This is a genomic window from Ottowia beijingensis (assembly GCF_042680925.1).
In the GTDB taxonomy this organism is placed as follows: Bacteria; Pseudomonadota; Gammaproteobacteria; order Burkholderiales; family Burkholderiaceae_C; genus Ottowia; species Ottowia beijingensis.
In genome coordinates this window covers 1-17,025 of record NZ_JBHUEP010000001.1, presented here as the reverse complement: position 1 = coordinate 17,025, position 17,025 = coordinate 1, and the positions used below count along the sequence as shown (strand labels likewise).

Annotated in this window: 17 protein-coding genes; 14 read left to right on the top strand and 3 right to left on the bottom strand. The window is 67.6% G+C overall.

Annotated features, from left to right (window positions below; all coding sequences use genetic code 11):
- Window positions 1-22 precede the first annotated feature (22 nt).
- The 3 genes from ACFSCU_RS00085 (at window position 23) to ACFSCU_RS00075 (ending at window position 2,257) form a co-directional block, all read left to right on the top strand.
- On the top strand, window positions 23-625 hold the full coding sequence (locus tag ACFSCU_RS00085; protein ID WP_180550507.1) for a 2-hydroxychromene-2-carboxylate isomerase: 603 nt from the start codon (window positions 23-25) through the stop codon (window positions 623-625).
- 213 nt (window positions 626-838) lie between these two features.
- A complete protein-coding gene (locus ACFSCU_RS00080) occupies window positions 839-1,528 on the top strand; it encodes a dienelactone hydrolase family protein (protein ID WP_377559437.1) in 690 nt (229 codons plus the stop codon).
- Between the two features lie 423 nt (window positions 1,529-1,951).
- Window positions 1,952-2,257 (top strand): hypothetical protein, encoded by a 306-nt coding sequence (locus ACFSCU_RS00075; RefSeq protein WP_180550508.1) that lies wholly within the window; start codon window positions 1,952-1,954, stop codon window positions 2,255-2,257.
- Window positions 2,258-2,410: 153 nt separating this feature from the next.
- Here the strand turns inward: ACFSCU_RS00075 and ACFSCU_RS00070 are convergent, their stop codons facing one another.
- Entirely contained in the window at window positions 2,411-3,325 is a 915-nt protein-coding gene (locus ACFSCU_RS00070; RefSeq protein ID WP_377559435.1) for a LysR family transcriptional regulator, read from the bottom strand.
- A 181-nt stretch (window positions 3,326-3,506) separates the two neighbouring features.
- Between ACFSCU_RS00070 and ACFSCU_RS00065 the strand changes: the two genes are divergently transcribed.
- Together ACFSCU_RS00065 and ACFSCU_RS00060 are read left to right on the top strand one after the other, a co-directional pair.
- The gene (locus tag ACFSCU_RS00065) at window positions 3,507-3,809 is read left to right on the top strand and encodes a hypothetical protein (RefSeq protein WP_180550509.1); all 303 of its coding nucleotides are present in this window, start codon (window positions 3,507-3,509) and stop codon (window positions 3,807-3,809) included.
- A 211-nt stretch (window positions 3,810-4,020) separates the two neighbouring features.
- Entirely contained in the window at window positions 4,021-6,474 is a 2,454-nt protein-coding gene (locus ACFSCU_RS00060) for a DUF7657 domain-containing protein (RefSeq protein ID WP_377559432.1), read from the top strand.
- Between the two features lie 13 nt (window positions 6,475-6,487).
- Here the strand turns inward: ACFSCU_RS00060 and ACFSCU_RS00055 are convergent, their stop codons facing one another.
- The gene (locus ACFSCU_RS00055; protein WP_180550513.1) at window positions 6,488-7,645 is read right to left on the bottom strand and encodes a magnesium transporter CorA family protein; all 1,158 of its coding nucleotides are present in this window, start codon (window positions 7,643-7,645) and stop codon (window positions 6,488-6,490) included.
- Between the two features lie 136 nt (window positions 7,646-7,781).
- Window positions 7,782-8,786: a porphobilinogen synthase gene (gene hemB, locus ACFSCU_RS00050; protein WP_180550514.1), complete on the bottom strand. Its 1,005-nt coding sequence runs from the start codon at window positions 8,784-8,786 to the stop codon at window positions 7,782-7,784.
- A 444-nt stretch (window positions 8,787-9,230) separates the two neighbouring features.
- Between hemB and ACFSCU_RS00045 the strand changes: the two genes are divergently transcribed.
- The 9 genes from ACFSCU_RS00045 to ACFSCU_RS00005 form a co-directional block, all read left to right on the top strand.
- On the top strand, window positions 9,231-9,659 hold the full coding sequence (locus ACFSCU_RS00045) for a CopD family protein (RefSeq protein ID WP_180550515.1): 429 nt from the start codon (window positions 9,231-9,233) through the stop codon (window positions 9,657-9,659).
- A 63-nt stretch (window positions 9,660-9,722) separates the two neighbouring features.
- Window positions 9,723-10,979, top strand: coding sequence for a VanZ family protein (locus ACFSCU_RS00040; protein WP_180550516.1), 1,257 nt, complete (start codon window positions 9,723-9,725; stop codon window positions 10,977-10,979).
- A 9-nt stretch (window positions 10,980-10,988) separates the two neighbouring features.
- Window positions 10,989-11,333: a (2Fe-2S) ferredoxin domain-containing protein gene (locus ACFSCU_RS00035; protein ID WP_180550517.1), complete on the top strand. Its 345-nt coding sequence runs from the start codon at window positions 10,989-10,991 to the stop codon at window positions 11,331-11,333.
- A gap of 79 nt (window positions 11,334-11,412) precedes the next feature.
- Window positions 11,413-12,051: an alpha/beta hydrolase gene (locus tag ACFSCU_RS00030; RefSeq protein WP_180550518.1), complete on the top strand. Its 639-nt coding sequence runs from the start codon at window positions 11,413-11,415 to the stop codon at window positions 12,049-12,051.
- Window positions 12,052-12,123: 72 nt separating this feature from the next.
- Entirely contained in the window at window positions 12,124-13,281 is a 1,158-nt protein-coding gene (locus tag ACFSCU_RS00025; protein ID WP_377559428.1) for a D-alanyl-D-alanine carboxypeptidase family protein, read from the top strand.
- A 169-nt stretch (window positions 13,282-13,450) separates the two neighbouring features.
- Window positions 13,451-13,828 (top strand): 30S ribosomal protein S12, encoded by a 378-nt coding sequence (gene rpsL / locus ACFSCU_RS00020; RefSeq protein WP_377559426.1) that lies wholly within the window; start codon window positions 13,451-13,453, stop codon window positions 13,826-13,828.
- 166 nt (window positions 13,829-13,994) lie between these two features.
- Window positions 13,995-14,465, top strand: coding sequence for a 30S ribosomal protein S7 (rpsG, locus tag ACFSCU_RS00015; protein WP_377559425.1), 471 nt, complete (start codon window positions 13,995-13,997; stop codon window positions 14,463-14,465).
- A 69-nt stretch (window positions 14,466-14,534) separates the two neighbouring features.
- Window positions 14,535-16,637, top strand: coding sequence for an elongation factor G (fusA, locus tag ACFSCU_RS00010; RefSeq protein WP_180550520.1), 2,103 nt, complete (start codon window positions 14,535-14,537; stop codon window positions 16,635-16,637).
- A gap of 205 nt (window positions 16,638-16,842) precedes the next feature.
- A partial coding sequence (locus tag ACFSCU_RS00005; RefSeq protein WP_377559424.1) for a GTP-binding protein occupies window positions 16,843-17,025 on the top strand: 183 nt, incomplete at its 3' end.

Genomic DNA, 17,025 nt, shown 5'->3' with positions numbered 1-17,025 from the left:
ATCATTATTTCAGGAGACTTGCATGAGCCGCACCGTGCTGTATTACTTTGCGCCGCAAAGCCCGTGGAGCTATCTTGGTCATGCGCGCCTGGTCGATTTGCTGGCGCGCAGCCGGCGCGAGGTGGCGGTGCTGCCGGTCGACTACGGGCGCATCTTTCCGCAATCGGGCGGGCTGCCGCTGGCCAAGCGCGCGCCGCAGCGGCAGGCCTACCGGCTGGTCGAGCTGAAGCGCTTTGCCGAGCACCTGGGGCTGGCGCTGAATCCGCAGCCGCGCTACTTTCCGGTCGACGCCACGCCATCGGCGCGCCTGATCACCGCCGTGGCGCAGCAAGACGGCATGGCCGCCGCGATGGCGCTGGCCGGCGCCGTGCTGGCCGCCTGCTGGCGCGAAGAGCGCGACATTGCCAGCGATGCCACGCTGGCCGAACTGCTCGAAGAATGCGATCTGCCTGCAGAACGCCTGGCCGAGTCGCGCGGCGCCGACACACAGGCGCGCTACGATGCCCACACCCAGGCCGCCATGGACGCTGGCGTGTTCGGCGCGCCGACCTACGTGATCGACGGCGAGCTGTTCTGGGGGCAGGACCGGCTGGATTTTGTCGCCCGCAAGTTGGGCATTGTTTGAGCGATCGATGACCGCGCTCTGGCGAGCGCATGACCTCGGCCTGCGGCCTTCGATGACGCGTCCTCTGGACGCATGACAAAAGTCATGCTGCCCGAAGTGCACCGTCATCTAGCGCAAGCAAGGTCATGGCGCGCCGCGCCGATCATTGTTCATTTTGGGTGCTGGCGCTTGCCAGACAAGCGCAGATAGCTATTTAATCAGGAGCAAATCACCATGGGCCAATTCATCGACCTCACCGCCGCCGACGGCCAGAAAATCCCCGCCTACGTGGCCGAACCGGCCGGCCAGCCCAAGGGCGCCGTCGTGGTGCTGCAGGAGATTTTCGGCGTCAACGCCCACATCCGCGAAGTGGCCGACGGCTACGCCAAGGACGGCTACCTGGCCGTGGCGCCCAGCACCTTCCAGCGGGTCAAGCCCGGCGTGGATCTGGGCTACACCGACGCCGACATGCAAGAAGGCTTTGGCTACAAGAACGCCGTCGAGGCGCTGCCCGCGCCCGGCGTGATGCAGGACATCCAGGCCGCCATCGACTACGCCGCGCAAAAAAGCGGCGGCAAGGTCGGCATCGTCGGCTACTGCTGGGGCGGGCTGCTGACCTGGCGCGCGGCGGCCATGCTGAACGGCCTGTCGGCCGCCGTGCCTTACTACGGCGGCGGCATGACGCAGCCGGCCGAGATTGCGCGCCAGCCCAAGGTGCCCGTGCTGGCGCACCTGTCCGACCGCGACCAGTGGGTGCCGCTGGACGGCGTGGAAGCGTTCAAAAAGGCGCACCCCGAGGTCGAGGTGCACCTGTACCCGGCCAACCACGGCTTCAACTGCGACCACCGGGCGGCGTGGGACGCCGAATCGGCCAAGCTGGCACGCGAGCGCACGCTGGCCTTCTTTGCCAAGCACCTGGGCTGAGCTGGCGGGCAGGGCGCCGCAGGGCTGGCGCTATCGATCATCTAGCTGCTGGCGCACATCGGGCGGGCGCTGGCGGCGCTTTTCAGCATCTAGCCGCGCTGCCGCGCCGAGTGGCGCCCGCTGCGGTATGGCGCGGCGCCGATGCGCCGCCACGCCCTAAAACGCCCAGCGCAGAACGCTGGACAAGCTGACGACGCGCCCACCGCGCGGGCGCGTCGCTGCGCCTTCGCACAGCGCTCCTGCATCCCGATTGTTTCGAAATCGGAAATGGTTCATTCACTTTTAGGTGGTTTTTTTAACTGGCTCGCCGACGCAAACTACATCCCATCGGACGCGCTGACAGATCAGCCACCCGACACAGCCCCGGCGGCAACGCCGGATTTGAAAGTCGATTCGAGACCATTTCATTTCAGGAGAAAAATCATGAACAAGTTCACCGCCACCTTCGCTTCCATCACTGCCACCCTGCTGCTGGCCGGCAACGCCATGGCCCAGATGCCCGCCGCCGGCGAAGGCCCGTTCGTCGAGCATCAGGACTACGCCGCCAAGCGCGTGCAGAAAACCGAAGTGACGCGCGCCCCGGTGTCGATCAAGCAAGTGGCCGTTGGCGAAATGAATGGCATCGCCAAGCAAACCAACGACGTCAACAGCCCCAGCCGCGCCGAAGTGCGCCAGGAAACGCGTGACGCCATCGCCGCCGGCCACGGCCCGGCCACCGGCGCGCTCTGATCGTCGCCTGATCCCCGGTTCCTCATCCCCTAGACAAGAACGGCCAGCATCAGCTGGCCGTTTTTTTGTCTGGCCTGCATCCTGAATGCTTCGAAAAACGTAGCTGCCCGCGCTTGCCAGTCAAGCGCCGGCGGCTTCTTCGATGCATGAAACTCAATACGTCGTCGTACGGAACACGCTGCCCGGCCGCGCCATCTCGCTTTCCATGAAGGCCAGCAGCGCCGTCAGCGCGGCGCTGTTGTGGCGCCGCTGCGTGTACACCGCGTAGATCCACAAGTCTTGCGGAATGAAGGGCTCCAGCGCGCCCACCAGCTCGCCGGCGTCGATCTGGCGCTGCACCAGCGGCCGCGCGACATAGATCACCCCCAGGTCCATCGCCGCCAGCGCAGGCAGCGGCGCCACGTCGTTGACGTCGACATAGGGCTGCAGCGCCAGCTCCAGCGTCTTGCCACGCTCGTTGAACTGCCAGCGCGTCGGCTCGCCGCCGTGGTTGGCGTTGAGGATGCGGTGCGCCGCCAGCTCGCGCGGGTTCTGCGGCACGCCGTGCGTGTGCCAATAGGCGGGCGAGGCGACCACCACGCGCTCCAGCTGCGCCAGCCGCCGCACGATCACGTTCTGGTCCGGAATCGGGCCCACGCGGATCGCCAGGTCGACGCCTTCTTCGACCAGATCAAGCGTGCGGCTGGTGAGCCGCAGGTTGAGCGACACCTCGGGGTACAGCGTCAGGTACTGGCCGAGCAGGGTCGACAGGCCGGTGTGCGCCAGGGCGTGCGGCGCCGTCACCGTCAGGCGCCCGCTGGGGCGGGTGGCGCGCTCCTGCAGTTCGCTGGCGGTCATCTGCACCAGCTCCAGCACCGGGCCGCTGCGGTCGTACAGCAGCTGGCCGGCGTCCGTCAGCGACACCTTGCGCGTGGTGCGGTGGAACAGCCGCACGCCGAAGCGCGCCTCCAGCTGCGCCACGTACTTGCTCACGTTCGCGGGCGACATGTCCAGCGCGCGCGCCGCCGCCGAGAAGCTGTTGCGGCGCGCCACTTCGCGGAAGGTCTGGATGAGATCAAGGGAGTCCATGGGCTGATTATTTCCTGAACGGAAATAGTCCATTCACGCCGGGGTGGTTTTTTCAACGGCCCTCAAGCCCGAAACTACATCCCATCGGACGCGCTGCACCGCAGCCACCGACCCCAACCCCCGGCGGCCACGCCGGTTTTCAGCAAGTTCAGGGACCCTGCCGTCCCACAGGAGAAACACCATGACAAAGATCGCCGCCACCATCGCTTCCACCGCCGCCGCCCTGCTGTTTGCAGGCAACGCCTTCGCCCAGATGCCCGCTGCGGGCGAGGGCCCGTTCTTCCAGAACGAAGCCCGCATCGCCGCCACCAGCGACAGCCCGAGCCGCGCGAAGGTGTCGATCCAGCAAGTGGCTTCCGGCGAAATGAGCGGCGTGGTCGCCGCCACCAACGACGCCAGCCAGCCGACGCGCGCCGAAGTGCGCCAGCAGACCCGCGAAGCCATCGCCAAAGGCCAGCGCCCGGCGATCGGCGAGCGCAGCTGATGGCGTTACCACGGCACATGCTTGACTGAAAGGGGAGCGGAAAATCCGCTCCCCTTTTTGCCGTGGGCACTTATCCCGGCGATGTCCACAGCTACACTTCTCGCAGCGATCGGTGGCACTGCATCTGCGCGCATAAGCCGCCGTCTGTCCAGAGAGGGTGTGACCTGGGGTGAAGCGAGTACGGATCAGCGCGTGGGCCTGGCGGCTGGCCTTGTATTGGCTGCTGGGCGTCATGCTGGCGAGCGGTGGGGCGCAGGCCTCACCGGCAGAGGCGCCCGCTGCGGCTGGCCGTGGCTATGTGGAGCAGGCGCGCCTGGCTGCGCACGGGCGCGAACTGGTGCTCAGCGGTTGGGCAGCGCCTGAGCAGGGCAACGTTTTTCTCACCAATCTGATCGTGCAAGTGGGCGGGTGCGAGGTGTACCGCGGCCGCCTGGCGGGTGCCAGTGCGCGCCCTGACGTGGTGGCCGCCACGGGCCGGACCGCGTGGCTGCACAGCGGGTTTCAGCTGCGCGTGCAACTGCCGCGAGGCCTGCCGTCGGGCACTCAGGCGTTGCAGGTCAAGGGGCGGTTGGGTGACGGGCGGGAGTTCGATCTCGAGACGCCTGCAGGCACCATCACCATCCCGTTGTCGCCATCGCCGTCGGGCGTGGCGCTGGGCATGCTGGTGCTGGCGTTGGCGGTGCCGTTGGCGCTCCTGACCTGGCGGCGGCGGGCGCGTCAGGTCGGTCATCGCGGATGGCTGGCGCTGGCGGCAGTGGCGCCGTTCGTGCTGTTGGTGGCCAGCGGCACCACGGGTTCGTCGATGGCGCTGCTGCTGGCCGAGCCCGCGGTGACCACCGGCAGCATGCAGCCCTGGGCCGGCGAGCCGCGCGTGATCCGCAGTGACGAGTGGCAGGTCTACACGCCGCTGGCGCTGGCGCAGGCGGCGCATGTGCCACCGTTCCCGGTCGTCAACCGCAACCTGGGCAGCGACGGGCAGAACATGCTGGTGATGGGCATGACGGCGGTGCCTGTGGCGCACGCCAGCGCGCTGGCCAAGCCGGCGACCTGGGGCTTCTTCTTTCTGGACACGCGCCACGCGCTGGCCTGGGCCTGGTGGTTGCCCATCTGGGGCGGCCTGCTGGCCGTGTGGCTGTGGCTGCGGCGCTTGCTGGGGCTGGCCGGCGAGCCTGCGGCGGCGCTGGCCGCAGGCGCCGTGCTGGCGCCGTACTCGGTGGCGTTTTCGTTCTGGCCGGCCTATCTGCTGATGTTTCTGGCGCTGGGGTTCTGGGCGGCGGATCGCGCGTTGATGGCCCGCAGCCTGCCCGCGCGCATGGGCTGGGGCGGGCTCCTGGGCTGGTCGGTGGCAGGCTACGCGCTGGTGCTTTACCCCGCTTGGCAGCTGTCGCTGGCCACGCTGGCGGTGCCGCTGGCACTGGCGTGGTGGTGGCACGAGCGCCGCCGTTGGGCCTGGCACTGGCACCTGTGGCCGGCTGTCGCGGCGGCGGTACTGGTCGGCGGTTGGTTGCTCGGCAGTTGGTGGCTGGACGCACGGGAGGCGGTGTCGGTCATGCAGGCCACGGTCTATCCGGGGCAGCGCGCGAGCGAAGCGGGGGGCGACATCGACCGCTGGTTCCTGTTCAAGGGCTGGCTCAACCCGCTCACCCTGCACGCAAACCTCGGTTCGATGGTGCCGGTGGACGCGGCGTCGTATCCGTTCCTGTGGCTGGCCAGTGGCGCGGGGGTGCTGTGGGCGGCGTGGCGCACGCGCCGGGTGTCGCCCCTGCCGCTGGTGTTGCTGGGGTTTGCGGCGTTTGCGCTGGGCTTTCAGTTCTTGGGGTATCCGGCCTGGCTGACGCGGCTGACCTTGTGGAACGTGGTCACGGTGTACCGGCTCGATCTGGCGCTGGGCGTGGCCCAGCTGGTGCTGCTGGGTTGGCTGATGGCCCAGCCGCGCGCCGCGACCGGGCTGGCATCGCTGCGCGTTCTGGCGCTGGCCATGGCGCTGCTGACGGCAGCGTACGCACTGTGGGCCAATGGGCGCATGCCTCTGGATGTGGCGGACGGCTTGCCCGCGGGCTTCGTCCTGCTCAGTGCTTTGACGGCCGCGGCGGCCGCCTACCTGCTGGTTCTGCAGCGCTGGCGCGTGTTCCTGGTGCTTTACCTGGGCTGGATGCTGGCTGCCGTGTTGCCGTTTCACCCCCTGGGGCAGGCGCCACGCGCGCTCGCGCTGGACGGCGCGCTGGCCGCGGCCGGCATCTCCCAAGCCCAGCCCGACAGTGCCGGCCGCCGCGGCGTGGCGGTGGTGGGCGAGCGCAACTGGGCCATGACGCTGCCGGCCGTCGGCGTGCCAGTGGTCAACAGCCTGCTGTACTACCCGCAGTCGTCGCTGTGGCGGCAGCTGGATCCTGATGGTGCGCAGCGCGCCGTCTACAACCGCTACCAGCGCCTGATGTTCGAACTGGAAGAACAGCCGGCCGAGCGCACCCACCGCATCGAATCGCCGCGCCTGGACGAGGTGCAGGTGCATCTGGATCCGGCGCGCTTCGATTTCGGCCGGCTGGGCGCGCGCTGGGTCGTCATGCCCCTTGATCGGGCGCCGCGGCTGGCGGGCAATGCATCGATCGAGCGAGTGCCCGGTGTCGGCGCCGACATCGGCGCGGCGCTCTACCGGGTACTGCCCTGACGCTGGCGCGGCCTCAGCGCCGCGACCGCGTGAGGTAGCGCCGGCGCCGGAACACGATCAGGATGCCCGCGGCGATGAGCACCAGCAGCGCCAGCGCGGCCCACATGCCTTCGGGGCTGTGGATCAGCGGCAGGTGCTCGAAGTTCATGCCGAAGAAGCCGGTGAACAGGTTCAGCGGCAGGAAGATCGCCGTCACCGCCGTCAGCGTCCGCATGATGTCGTTGGTGCGGTGGCCCTGCGCGGCGAAGTGGATCTGCACCACGGTCTCGGCCGACTGCTCGAGCCGGCGCGCGTGGTGCAGCACGCGGTCGATGTGCTCGGTGACATCGACCGCGCGGGCGATCAGCTGGTCGCGCCGCTGCTGCGCCACGACGGGCTCGGCGCTGTAGGCGGCCAGCGGCAGCTCGCGCAGGGTGTCCAGCCATTCCTGCATGGCGTCGAGCTGCTCCTCGCACAGGTCCTGCAGCGCGTGCAGGCGGCGGCGCGCGTGCATCATGGCGTTCCAGGCGCCGTGGTGGGGGTCGGGCTTGAGCAGCTCGTTCTGCGCCTGCTCCAGCGCGCTGGTCAGGTCCTTGCGCAGCTCGAGGTAGCTGTCGACCATGGCGTTGAGCAGGCGCAGCACCAGGTCGGCCGGGCCCTGCGGCACGCGGTTGCGCACGCTGGCGGCGTCGACGCTGAGCTTGGCGTCGGCGGCAAAGCGCTGGATGAAGGTGGTGGCGGTGTAGCAGCCCGCCGGGTGCACGCTGACCAGCAGCCTGTCGAACACGGCGAAGCCGACGGCGCGCGAGTCGATGCGCGAGAAGGCTTCGGGCACGGCGGCCTCGGCCGGCGCCGGGGCGCCGGCGCCCAGGCTGTGGTAGCGGGCGATGGCGCTGGCGTGGTCCTGCTCGTGCTGCACTTCGGCCAGCGAGGCGAGGCGGCGGAAGATGACCATGTCGTACACCGAGGTGCCGTCGTAGTGCGAGGGGTGGCCGTCGCTGGACAGGTCCTGCACGTGCAGATCCAGCAGCGGCGAGCCGCCCAGGCGCTGCGCCGCGGCCTGCAGTTCGGCCTGGCGGCGAACGAACTCGGTGCGGTCGAGGTAGACCCAGACGAAGCCGTCGGCCGGCGCGGCTTCGGGCGGGCTGTCGACGAAGCGCAGGCTGCTGGCGGTGAATTCGACGATCTGCATCAGGTCACCATGGGGCGCCAGGCCGGAAGGGTGGCATCAAAATGAAGGATGATTTTGATAGCTGCTTGCGCCCGTCATTGCGTGATTTCAGATATGAATGCATCTGAAATCGTTGTTTGACAGGCGCAAGCAGCTCTTATTGTTGCAGCATGCGCGCCGCATCGCGGGCGAAGTAGGTCAGCACGCCATCGGCGCCGGCGCGCTTGAAGGCCAGCAGCGCCTCCATCATCACCAGGTCGTGATCCAGCCAGCCGTTCTGCGCCGCGGCCTTCAGCATGGCGTATTCGCCGCTCACCTGGTAGGCGAAGGTGGGCACGCGGAATTCGTCTTTCACGCGGCGCACGATGTCCAGGTAGGGCATGCCGGGCTTGACCATCACCATGTCGGCGCCCTCGGTCAGGTCGATCGCCACTTCGCGCAGCGCCTCGTCGCTGTTGCCGGGGTCCATCTGGTAGACCTTCTTGTTGCTCTTGCCCAGGTTGGCGCTGCTGCCCACGGCGTCGCGGAACGGGCCGTAGAAGGCGCTGGCGTACTTGGCGCTGTAGGCCATGATGCGGGTGTGGATGTGGCCCTTCTTCTCCAGCGCGTCGCGGATGGCGCCGATGCGGCCGTCCATCATGTCGCTGGGGGCGACGATGTCGACGCCGGCCGCCGCCTGCGTGAGCGCCTGCTTGACGAGCTGGCCCACCGTCTCGTCGTTCAGGATGTAGCCGGTCTTGTCGAGCCAGCCGTCCTGGCCGTGGCTGGTGTAGGGGTCGAGGGCCACGTCGGTCATGATGCCCAGCTCGGGGAAGCGTTTCTTCAGCTCGCGCACCACGCGCGGGATCAGGCCGCGGGCGTTGGCGGCTTCGCTGCCTTTCTCGTCCTTCAGTTTGGCGTCGATGACCGGAAACAGCGCCATCACCGGAATGCCGAGTTGCACGCACTCCTCGGCCACCGGCAGCAGCAGGTCGAGCGACAGGCGCTCCACGCCGGGCATCGAGGCCACGTCCTGGCGCTGGTTCTTGCCGTCGAGCACGAACACGGGGTAGATCAGGTCGTTGGCCGACAGCGCGTGTTCGCGCACGAGGCGGCGGGTGAAGTCGTCGCGGCGCAGGCGGCGCGGGCGGTTGGCGGGGAAGGGGGCAATGGGCATGGTCATGCCGAAAATTGTGCCTGATCGCGGGCGGACGTTCGGCGCGCGTGCGCCGCCGCCCAACGCAAGTGTGTCAGCGTGTCGCAGCGCATTGCCCGGTCTGAGCACTTTTGCTATATTCATCCGCGAGCAGTTCGCTGCTCCCCGCTTTTCCTCCCTGAGCGGGAGCCTTGATGTGTGACAGCAGACAGGCTTTTCGACCCCCGGCCCCGGCCGGGGGTTTTTTCTTGCCCGATCACCGGCAGGTCACGGCGCAGGCCATGCAAGCCGCTCCCCCATGCCCTGCGCCTACCAACGCGCAACCGCTCTTCAGCGGCTGCGCGCAAGCCGCCCCCGAAGGCCGCGGAGCAGGCCACCCCAGAACGCCGTGGCCGGGGTCCCCCCGGCCGCCAGCGTTGTCCCCCTCAGGGGGAAGGCGGCCGCAGGCCGACTCAGGGGGGATAATTCATCATGCTTTGGATCAAAGCCCTCCACATCGTCTTCATCGCCAGCTGGTTCGCCGGCCTGTTCTATCTGCCGCGCATCTTCGTCAACCTGGCCATGGTGCCGCCCGGCTCGGTGGCCGAGCGCGAACGGCTGCTGCTGATGTCGCGCAAGCTCTACCGCTTCATGACCCTGCTGGCCGTGCCGGCGCTGGCGCTGGGCCTGTGGCTGTGGCTGGGCTACGGCATCGGCCTGGGGCCGGGCAGCGGCTGGATGCACGCCAAGCTGCTGATCGTGCTGCTGCTGATGGCGTACCACTGGTATTGCGGCCGGCTGCTGAAGCGCTTTGCGCACGGCGAAGAGCTGCGCGGCCACGTGTGGTTCCGCTGGTTCAACGAGGCGCCGGTGCTGATGATGCTGGCGGCGGTGATTCTCGTCGTGGTCAAGCCCTTCTGACATGAGGGGCTGCGGCATCGAAGCGGCTCGCGGCGGCCTTGCGTTGCCAGCACGGCGCCGGCGATGAACCGCTACAAGTCCGCCGCGATGCCGCTGGCGCTGCTGTATGCGGCGCTCATCGTCTACGCCACGCTGTACCCCTTCACCGGCTGGCGCGACGTGGGCGTGGCGCCCTGGGCCTACCTGCAGGCGCCGCTGCCGCAGTACTGGACGCGCTTCGACGTCGGTGCCAACCTGGTGGGCTACGCGCCGCTGGGCTTTCTGCTGGCCCTGGCGCTGATGCGCATGCGCAGCGGCTGGCCGGCGGTGACGCTGGCCACGCTGGCCGCGGCCTGCCTGTCGCTGGTGCTGGAGGCGCTGCAGACCTACCTGCCGCTGCGCGTGGCCTCCAACGTCGATTTCGGGCTGAACGCGGCCGGCGGCCTGGCCGGCGCGGTGGCGGCCTGGGTGCTGGAGCGCGTGGGCGCCATCGACCGCTGGCGCCGCCTGCGCGCACGCTGGTTCGTGCGCAACTCGCGCGGGGCACTGGTGCTGCTGGCGCTGTGGCCGTTGGGGCTGCTGTTCCCGCCGCCGGTGGCGTTCGGCATGGGGCAGGTGTTTGCGCGGGCCGAGGACTGGCTGGCGGAACTGCTGGCGGATACGCCCTTTCTGACCTGGCTGCCGGCGCGCGACCTGGCGCTGCAGCCGCTGCTGCCCGGCGAGGAGGTGCTGGCCGTGGCGCTGGGCGCGCTGGTGCCCTGCCTGCTGGGCTACACCGTGATCCGCCACCGCGGCCGGCGCGCACTGTTCGCGCTGCTGGCGCTGATGGCGGGCATCGCGGTGTCGGGGCTGTCGGCGGGGCTGTCGTTCGGGCCGGTGCACGCCTGGTCGTGGGTCAACCCGTCGGTGCAGCTCGGCCTGTGGGCGGCGCTGCTGGGCGCGGCGCTGCTGCTGCTGGTGCCGATGCGCGTGTGCGTGCTGCTGCTGATGGTGGTGCTGGCCGCGCAGGTGGTGCTGCTCAACACCGCGCCGCAGAATCCGTATTACGCCGCCACGCTGCAGGCCTGGGAGCAGGGGCGCTTCATCCACTTCCATGGCCTGGCGCAGTGGGTGGGCTGGCTGTGGCCGTTCGTGGCGTTCCTGTACCTGGCGATGCGCCTGGTGGGCTCCGACGGCGGACAGCCGGCGCGCACCACGCAGCCCGCGCCATGGCCTGCGTCCGCCGCCCCGCCGCCAGACGACCTGGCCGCCGCCGGCGTGGTGGTGACGCAGACGGGCGACCCCGCCGCCGAGGTGGGCGCCGCGGCCCAGCCGGCGCCGCAGTCTCAAGGCGGCGCCTAGAATGCCCGCATGTCTGCCCCCGCCGCACCGTCCTATTACCAGCGCCACATCTTCTTCTGCCTGAACCAGCGCGCGGGCGGCGAGGCCTGCTGCGCCGACCACGACGCCCAGGCCGCCTTCGACCACTGCAAGGCGCGCGTCAAGGCCGAGGGCCTGGCCGGCCCGGGCAAGGTGCGCGTGAACAAGTCCGGCTGCCTGGACCGCTGCGCCGCCGGGCCGGTGGCCGTGGTCTACCCCGAGGCGGTCTGGTACAGCTACGTCGACACCGCCGACATCGACGAGATCGTCGAATCGCACCTGAAGAACGGCCAGGTGGTGGAGCGCCTGCTGACGCCGCCGCACCTGGGGCGCTGACCGCCCTGCGGCGTTACAAGCTTTTTCGCCCTCCAGTCGCCGAAGACATTGCGCCGGCAGCTATAATTTGCATAGCTGCATGAACGCCCAGACCCAATCCCTGACGCTGACCGGCCCCGCCGGGCCGATCGAGGCCGTGCTCGATCTGCCCGAGGCCGACCTGTTCGAGGCGCCGCACGGCACCGCCGTCATCGCCCACCCGCACCCGCAGTTCGGCGGCACCATGACCAACAAGGTGGTGCAGACCATCGCCCGCGCCTGCGTGCAGTGCGGCTGGCGCGCGGTGCGCTTCAACTTCCGTGGCGTGGGCGCCAGCGGCGGCCACTACGACGAAGGCCGCGGCGAGGTGGACGACATGCTGGCCGTGGTGGCGCAAACCGCGCCGGCCGATCAGCCGCTGCTGCTGGCGGGGTTTTCGTTCGGCGGCTTCATCGCCGCGCGCGCCATCGACACGCTGCACCCGCAGCGCGCCATTGCCGGCGCGGTGCTGGTGGGCACGGCGGCCTCGCGCTTCGACGTGCCGCCGGTGCCGGCCGAACTGCACCCGCAGACGCTGGTGGTGCATGGCGAACAGGACGACACCGTGCCCCTGGCGTCCGTCATGGACTGGGCGCGCCCGCAGTCGCTGCCGGTCACCGTGGTGCCGGGCGGCGAGCACTTCTTCCACGGACAATTACCGCTGCTCAAGGCCCTGGTGGTGCGCCATGTGTGCGTCTGAGTTTTTTTTGAATGATTTAGGGCTTCAGCGCTTATCCAGCAAGCGCCGATAGCTCACTTATTTGTAGTAATCATGACCTTCATCTCCCGCTTTCTCGCCGCCGCCCTGCTGACGCTTGCCTCGCTGGCCAGCCATGCGCAGGCGCCGCAACCGCCCGAGGTGGCCGCCAAGGCCTATCTGCTGATGGACGTGACGGCGGGGCAGATCCTGGCCGCCAAGGACGCCGACGAGCCGGTCGAGCCGGCCTCGCTGACCAAGCTGATGACGGCCTACCTGGTGTTCGACGCGCTCAAGGCCAAGAAACTCACGCTGACGCAGACCCTGCCCGTGTCCGAGCGCGCCTGGAAGATGCCCGGCTCGCGCATGTTCATCGACCCCAAGATGCAGGTGCCGGTCGAGGATCTCATCAAGGGCATGATCGTGCAATCCGGCAACGACGCCACCGTGGCCCTGGCCGAAGGCGTGGGCGGCAGCGTCGAGCGCTTCGTGCAGCTGATGAACGACCAGGCCAAGGCGCTGGGCCTGAAGAACACCGGCTACAAGAACCCCGAGGGCCTGACCGAAGCCGGCCACACCACCACCGCGCGCGACCTGGCCACGCTGGCCACGCGGCTGATGCACGACTTCCCCGAGTACGTGCACTACTACACCATCAAGAAATACCGTTACCCCGGCACGCCCGCCAGCAACGACAGCAACCGCAACCTGCTGCTGTTCCGCGATCCCACGGTCGATGGCCTGAAGACCGGACACACCAAGGCCGCCGGCTACTGCCTGGTGGCCACCGCCAAGCGCGACTTCCCCAACCTGCAGGGCCGCCGCCTGGTGTCGGTGGTGCTGGGTGCCAGCAGCGAGGCGGCGCGCGCCAACGAATCGCAGAAGCTGCTGAACTGGGGCTACACGGCCTACGAGGCGGTCAAGCTGTTCGATGCCGGCAAGCCCGTGGCCACGCCCAAGGTGTGGAAGGGCAAGACCAACGAACTCAAGCTGGGCCGCAACGAGCACATCGTCGTCGCCGTGCCCAGCGGCACCGCCGCCCAGGTCAAGACCGAGATCGCCCGCCCCGAGCCGCTGATCGCCCCGTTCCGCCAGGGCCAGGCCGTGGCCACGCTGAAAGTGAAGCAGGGCGAGCAGCCACTGGCCGAAGTGCCGCTGATGGCGCTGGAGCCCGTGGAAGAGGCAGGTTTCCTTGGCCGCGCGTGGGACGCGATGCGGCTGTGGATCAAGTGACGCGCGGGCACCTGCATTGCGGTTAACCCCGATCCGGGCTATACTTTAAGGCTTTCCCGCGTTTGGGGTGGGAATTTTGCGTGCGCGCCGCCATCGCCCTGCTGCCTTGCGCAGCAGGCGCCGGTGAATCGGTCGCGCTGATATTTCAAGCGTTTAGGGACGTTTTTCAATGCCAACCATCAGTCAACTGGTGCGTCAGGGGCGGACGGTCGAGAAGATCAAGTCCAAGAGCCCTGCGATGCAGAACTCGCCGCAGCGTCGCGGCGTGTGTACCCGCGTGTACACCACGACGCCGAAGAAGCCGAACTCGGCACTTCGCAAGGTCGCCAAGGTGCGCCTGACCAACGGTTTCGAGGTCATCTCTTACATCGGCGGTGAAGGCCACAACCTGCAGGAGCACAGCGTGGTGCTGGTGCGCGGCGGTCGTGTCAAGGATTTGCCGGGCGTGCGCTACCACATCGTGCGCGGCTCGCTGGACCTGCAAGGCGTGAAAGACCGCAAGCAGGCGCGCTCCAAGTACGGCGCCAAGCGCCCCAGGAAGGCTTAAGCGCTTTCGTCATTTTTCGGTGCTTGAATCGGGCGAGAAGACGACCCCGGTCGAGCGTAGTGACCTGATCGGAAGGTCGAGTAAGTGCAGGCTCCGGATGGGTCTGCGCGGCAGGCGGAAAACCAGGACGTTCCAACTGCCAACTGAAGCAAACATGAGGTGAAACATGCCACGTCGTCGCGAAGTCCCTAAACGTGAAATCCTGCCGGATCCCAAGTACGGCAATGTCGAGCTTTCCAAGTTCATGAACGTGATCATGGAGGGCGGCAAGAAGGCGGTTGCCGAGCGCATCATCTACGGCGCGCTCGAAACCATGGAGAAGAAGAGCGGCAAGGATCCGCTCGAACTCTTCGTCACCGCCATCAACAACGTCAAGCCGATGGTCGAGGTCAAGTCTCGCCGCGTCGGTGGCGCCAACTACCAGGTGCCTGTGGAAGTGCGCCCGGTGCGCCGTCTGGCGCTGTCGATGCGCTGGATCAAGGAGGCCGCCCGCAAGCGCGGCGAGAAGTCCATGGCCATGCGCCTGGCCAACGAGCTGCTGGAGGCCACCGAAGGCCGCGGCGGTGCCATGAAGCGCCGTGACGAGGTGCACCGCATGGCCGAGGCCAACAAGGCGTTCAGCCACTTCCGTTTCTAATTTCTCCCTCATTCCCTCCTGGAGTGCGGCCCGCCACGAGCGGGCCGGTCCGTTTCACGAAAGACCATCATGGCTCGCAAAACCCCCATCGAGCGCTATCGCAACATCGGCATCTCGGCGCACATCGACGCCGGCAAGACCACCACGACCGAGCGCATCCTGTTTTACACCGGCGTGAACCACAAGCTGGGCGAAGTGCACGATGGCGCGGCCACGACCGACTGGATGGAGCAGGAGCAGGAGCGCGGCATCACCATCACCTCGTCGGCGGTGACCTGCTTCTGGAAGGGCATGGACCTGTCCTACCCCGAGCACCGCTTCAACATCATCGACACCCCGGGCCACGTGGACTTCACCATCGAGGTGGAGCGTTCCATGCGCGTGCTCGACGGCGCCTGCATGGTGTACTGCGCCGTGGGCGGCGTGCAGCCGCAGTCCGAAACCGTCTGGCGCCAGGCCAACAAGCACAAGGTGCCGCGCCTGGCCTTCGTCAACAAGATGGACCGCACCGGCGCCAACTTCTTCAAGGTCTACGACCAGATGAAGCTGCGCCTGAAGGCCAACCCCGTGCCGGTGGTGATCCCGATCGGCGGCGAGGACAACTTCAAGGGCGTGGTCGACCTGCTCAAGATGAAGGCCATCATCTGGGACGAGGCCTCGCAGGGCATGAAGTTCGAGTACCAGGACATTCCCGCCAACCTGGTCGACGATGCCAAGAAGTGGCGCGAGAACATGGTCGAAGCCGCCGCCGAGTCGAGCGAAGAGCTGATGAACAAGTACCTCGAAGAGGGTGACCTCTCCGAGGAAGAAATCAAGCAGGGCCTGCGCGCGCGCACCATCTCGACCGAGATCCAGCCCATGCTGTGCGGCACCGCCTTCAAGAACAAGGGTGTGCAGCGCATGCTGGACGCCGTGATCGACTACCTGCCGTCGCCCGCCGACATTCCGCCGGTGGCCGGCACCGACGACGACGAGAACCCGGTTACCCGCAAGGCCGAGGACAGCGAGAAGTTCTCCGCGCTGGCGTTCAAGCTGATGACCGACCCCTTCGTCGGCCAGCTGACCTTCGTGCGCGTCTATTCCGGCGTGCTGAAGAAGGGCGACACGGTGCTCAACACCATCAAGGGCAAGAAGGAGCGCATCGGCCGCATCGTGCAGATGATGGCCAACGAGCGCATCGAGATCGAAGAGATCGTCGCCGGCGATATTGCCGCCTGCGTGGGCCTGAAGGACGTGACGACCGGTGAAACCCTGAGCGACCCGAGCGCCGCCGTGGTGCTGGAGCGCATGGTGTTCCCCGAGCCCGTGATCTCGCAGGCCGTCGAGCCCAAGACCAAGGCCGACCAGGAAAAGATGGGCATCGCCCTGTCGCGCCTGGCGTCCGAGGATCCCTCGTTCCGCGTGCGCACCGACGAAGAGTCGGGCCAGACCATCATCTCCGGCATGGGCGAGTTGCACCTGGAGATTCTTGTCGACCGCATGAAGCGCGAGTTCAACGTCGAGGCCAACGTCGGCAAGCCGCAGGTGGCCTACCGCGAAACGGTGCGCAAGACGGTCACCGACGTCGAAGGCAAGTTCGTGCGCCAGTCGGGCGGCAAGGGCCAGTACGGCCACGTCGTCTTCACGCTGGAGCCGCAGGAGCCGGGCAAAGGCTTCGAGTTCGTCGACGAGATCAAGGGCGGCGTGGTGCCGCGCGAATACATCCCCGCCGTGCAGAAGGGCGTGGAAGAAGCGCTCACCAGCGGCGTGCTGGCCGGCTACCCGGTGGTCGACGTCAAGGTGCGCTTGACCTTCGGTTCGTACCACGACGTGGACTCGTCCGAACAGGCGTTCAAGATGGCCGCCATCTTCGGCTTCAAGGAAGCCGCCAAGAAAGCCAACCCCGTCATCCTCGAGCCGATGATGGCCGTGGAAGTCGAGACGCCTGAAGAGTACGCCGGCAACGTGATGGGCGATTTGTCCAGCCGCCGCGGCATGGTGCAGGGCATGGAAGACATGGTCGGCGGCGGCAAGGCCATCAAGGCCGAGGTGCCGCTGTCCGAGATGTTCGGCTACTCCACATCGCTGCGCTCGGCCACGCAAGGCCGCGCCACGTACACGATGGAATTCAAGCACTACGCCGAAGCGCCGAAGAACGTGGCCGACGCCATCGTGGCCTCGCGCGCCAAGTAAGCTGCTTCAATAACAGGAGCTGCTTGCGCCCGATTGCAGGGGGTTTCAGATCGTTTTCTATCTGAAACCCTTGTGCATCAAGCGTAAGCAGCTATCCTTTTTTGTCTTCGGCACACCGCAAGGTAGTGGGCGCTGCCCGTGGCGGCCCCGGCGCTGGAGACGTTAAACCGTCACGGGCATTGTTCTTTCACTGGAGTTATCCGAAATGGCAAAAGAGAAATTCGAGCGAAGCAAGCCGCACGTGAACGTGGGCACGATTGGCCACGTTGACCATGGCAAGACCACGCTGACGGCGGCCATTGCCACCGTGCTGGGCAAGAAATTCGGTGGTGAAGTCAAGAGCTACGACCAGATCGACAACGCCCCCGAAGAAAAAGCGCGCGGCATC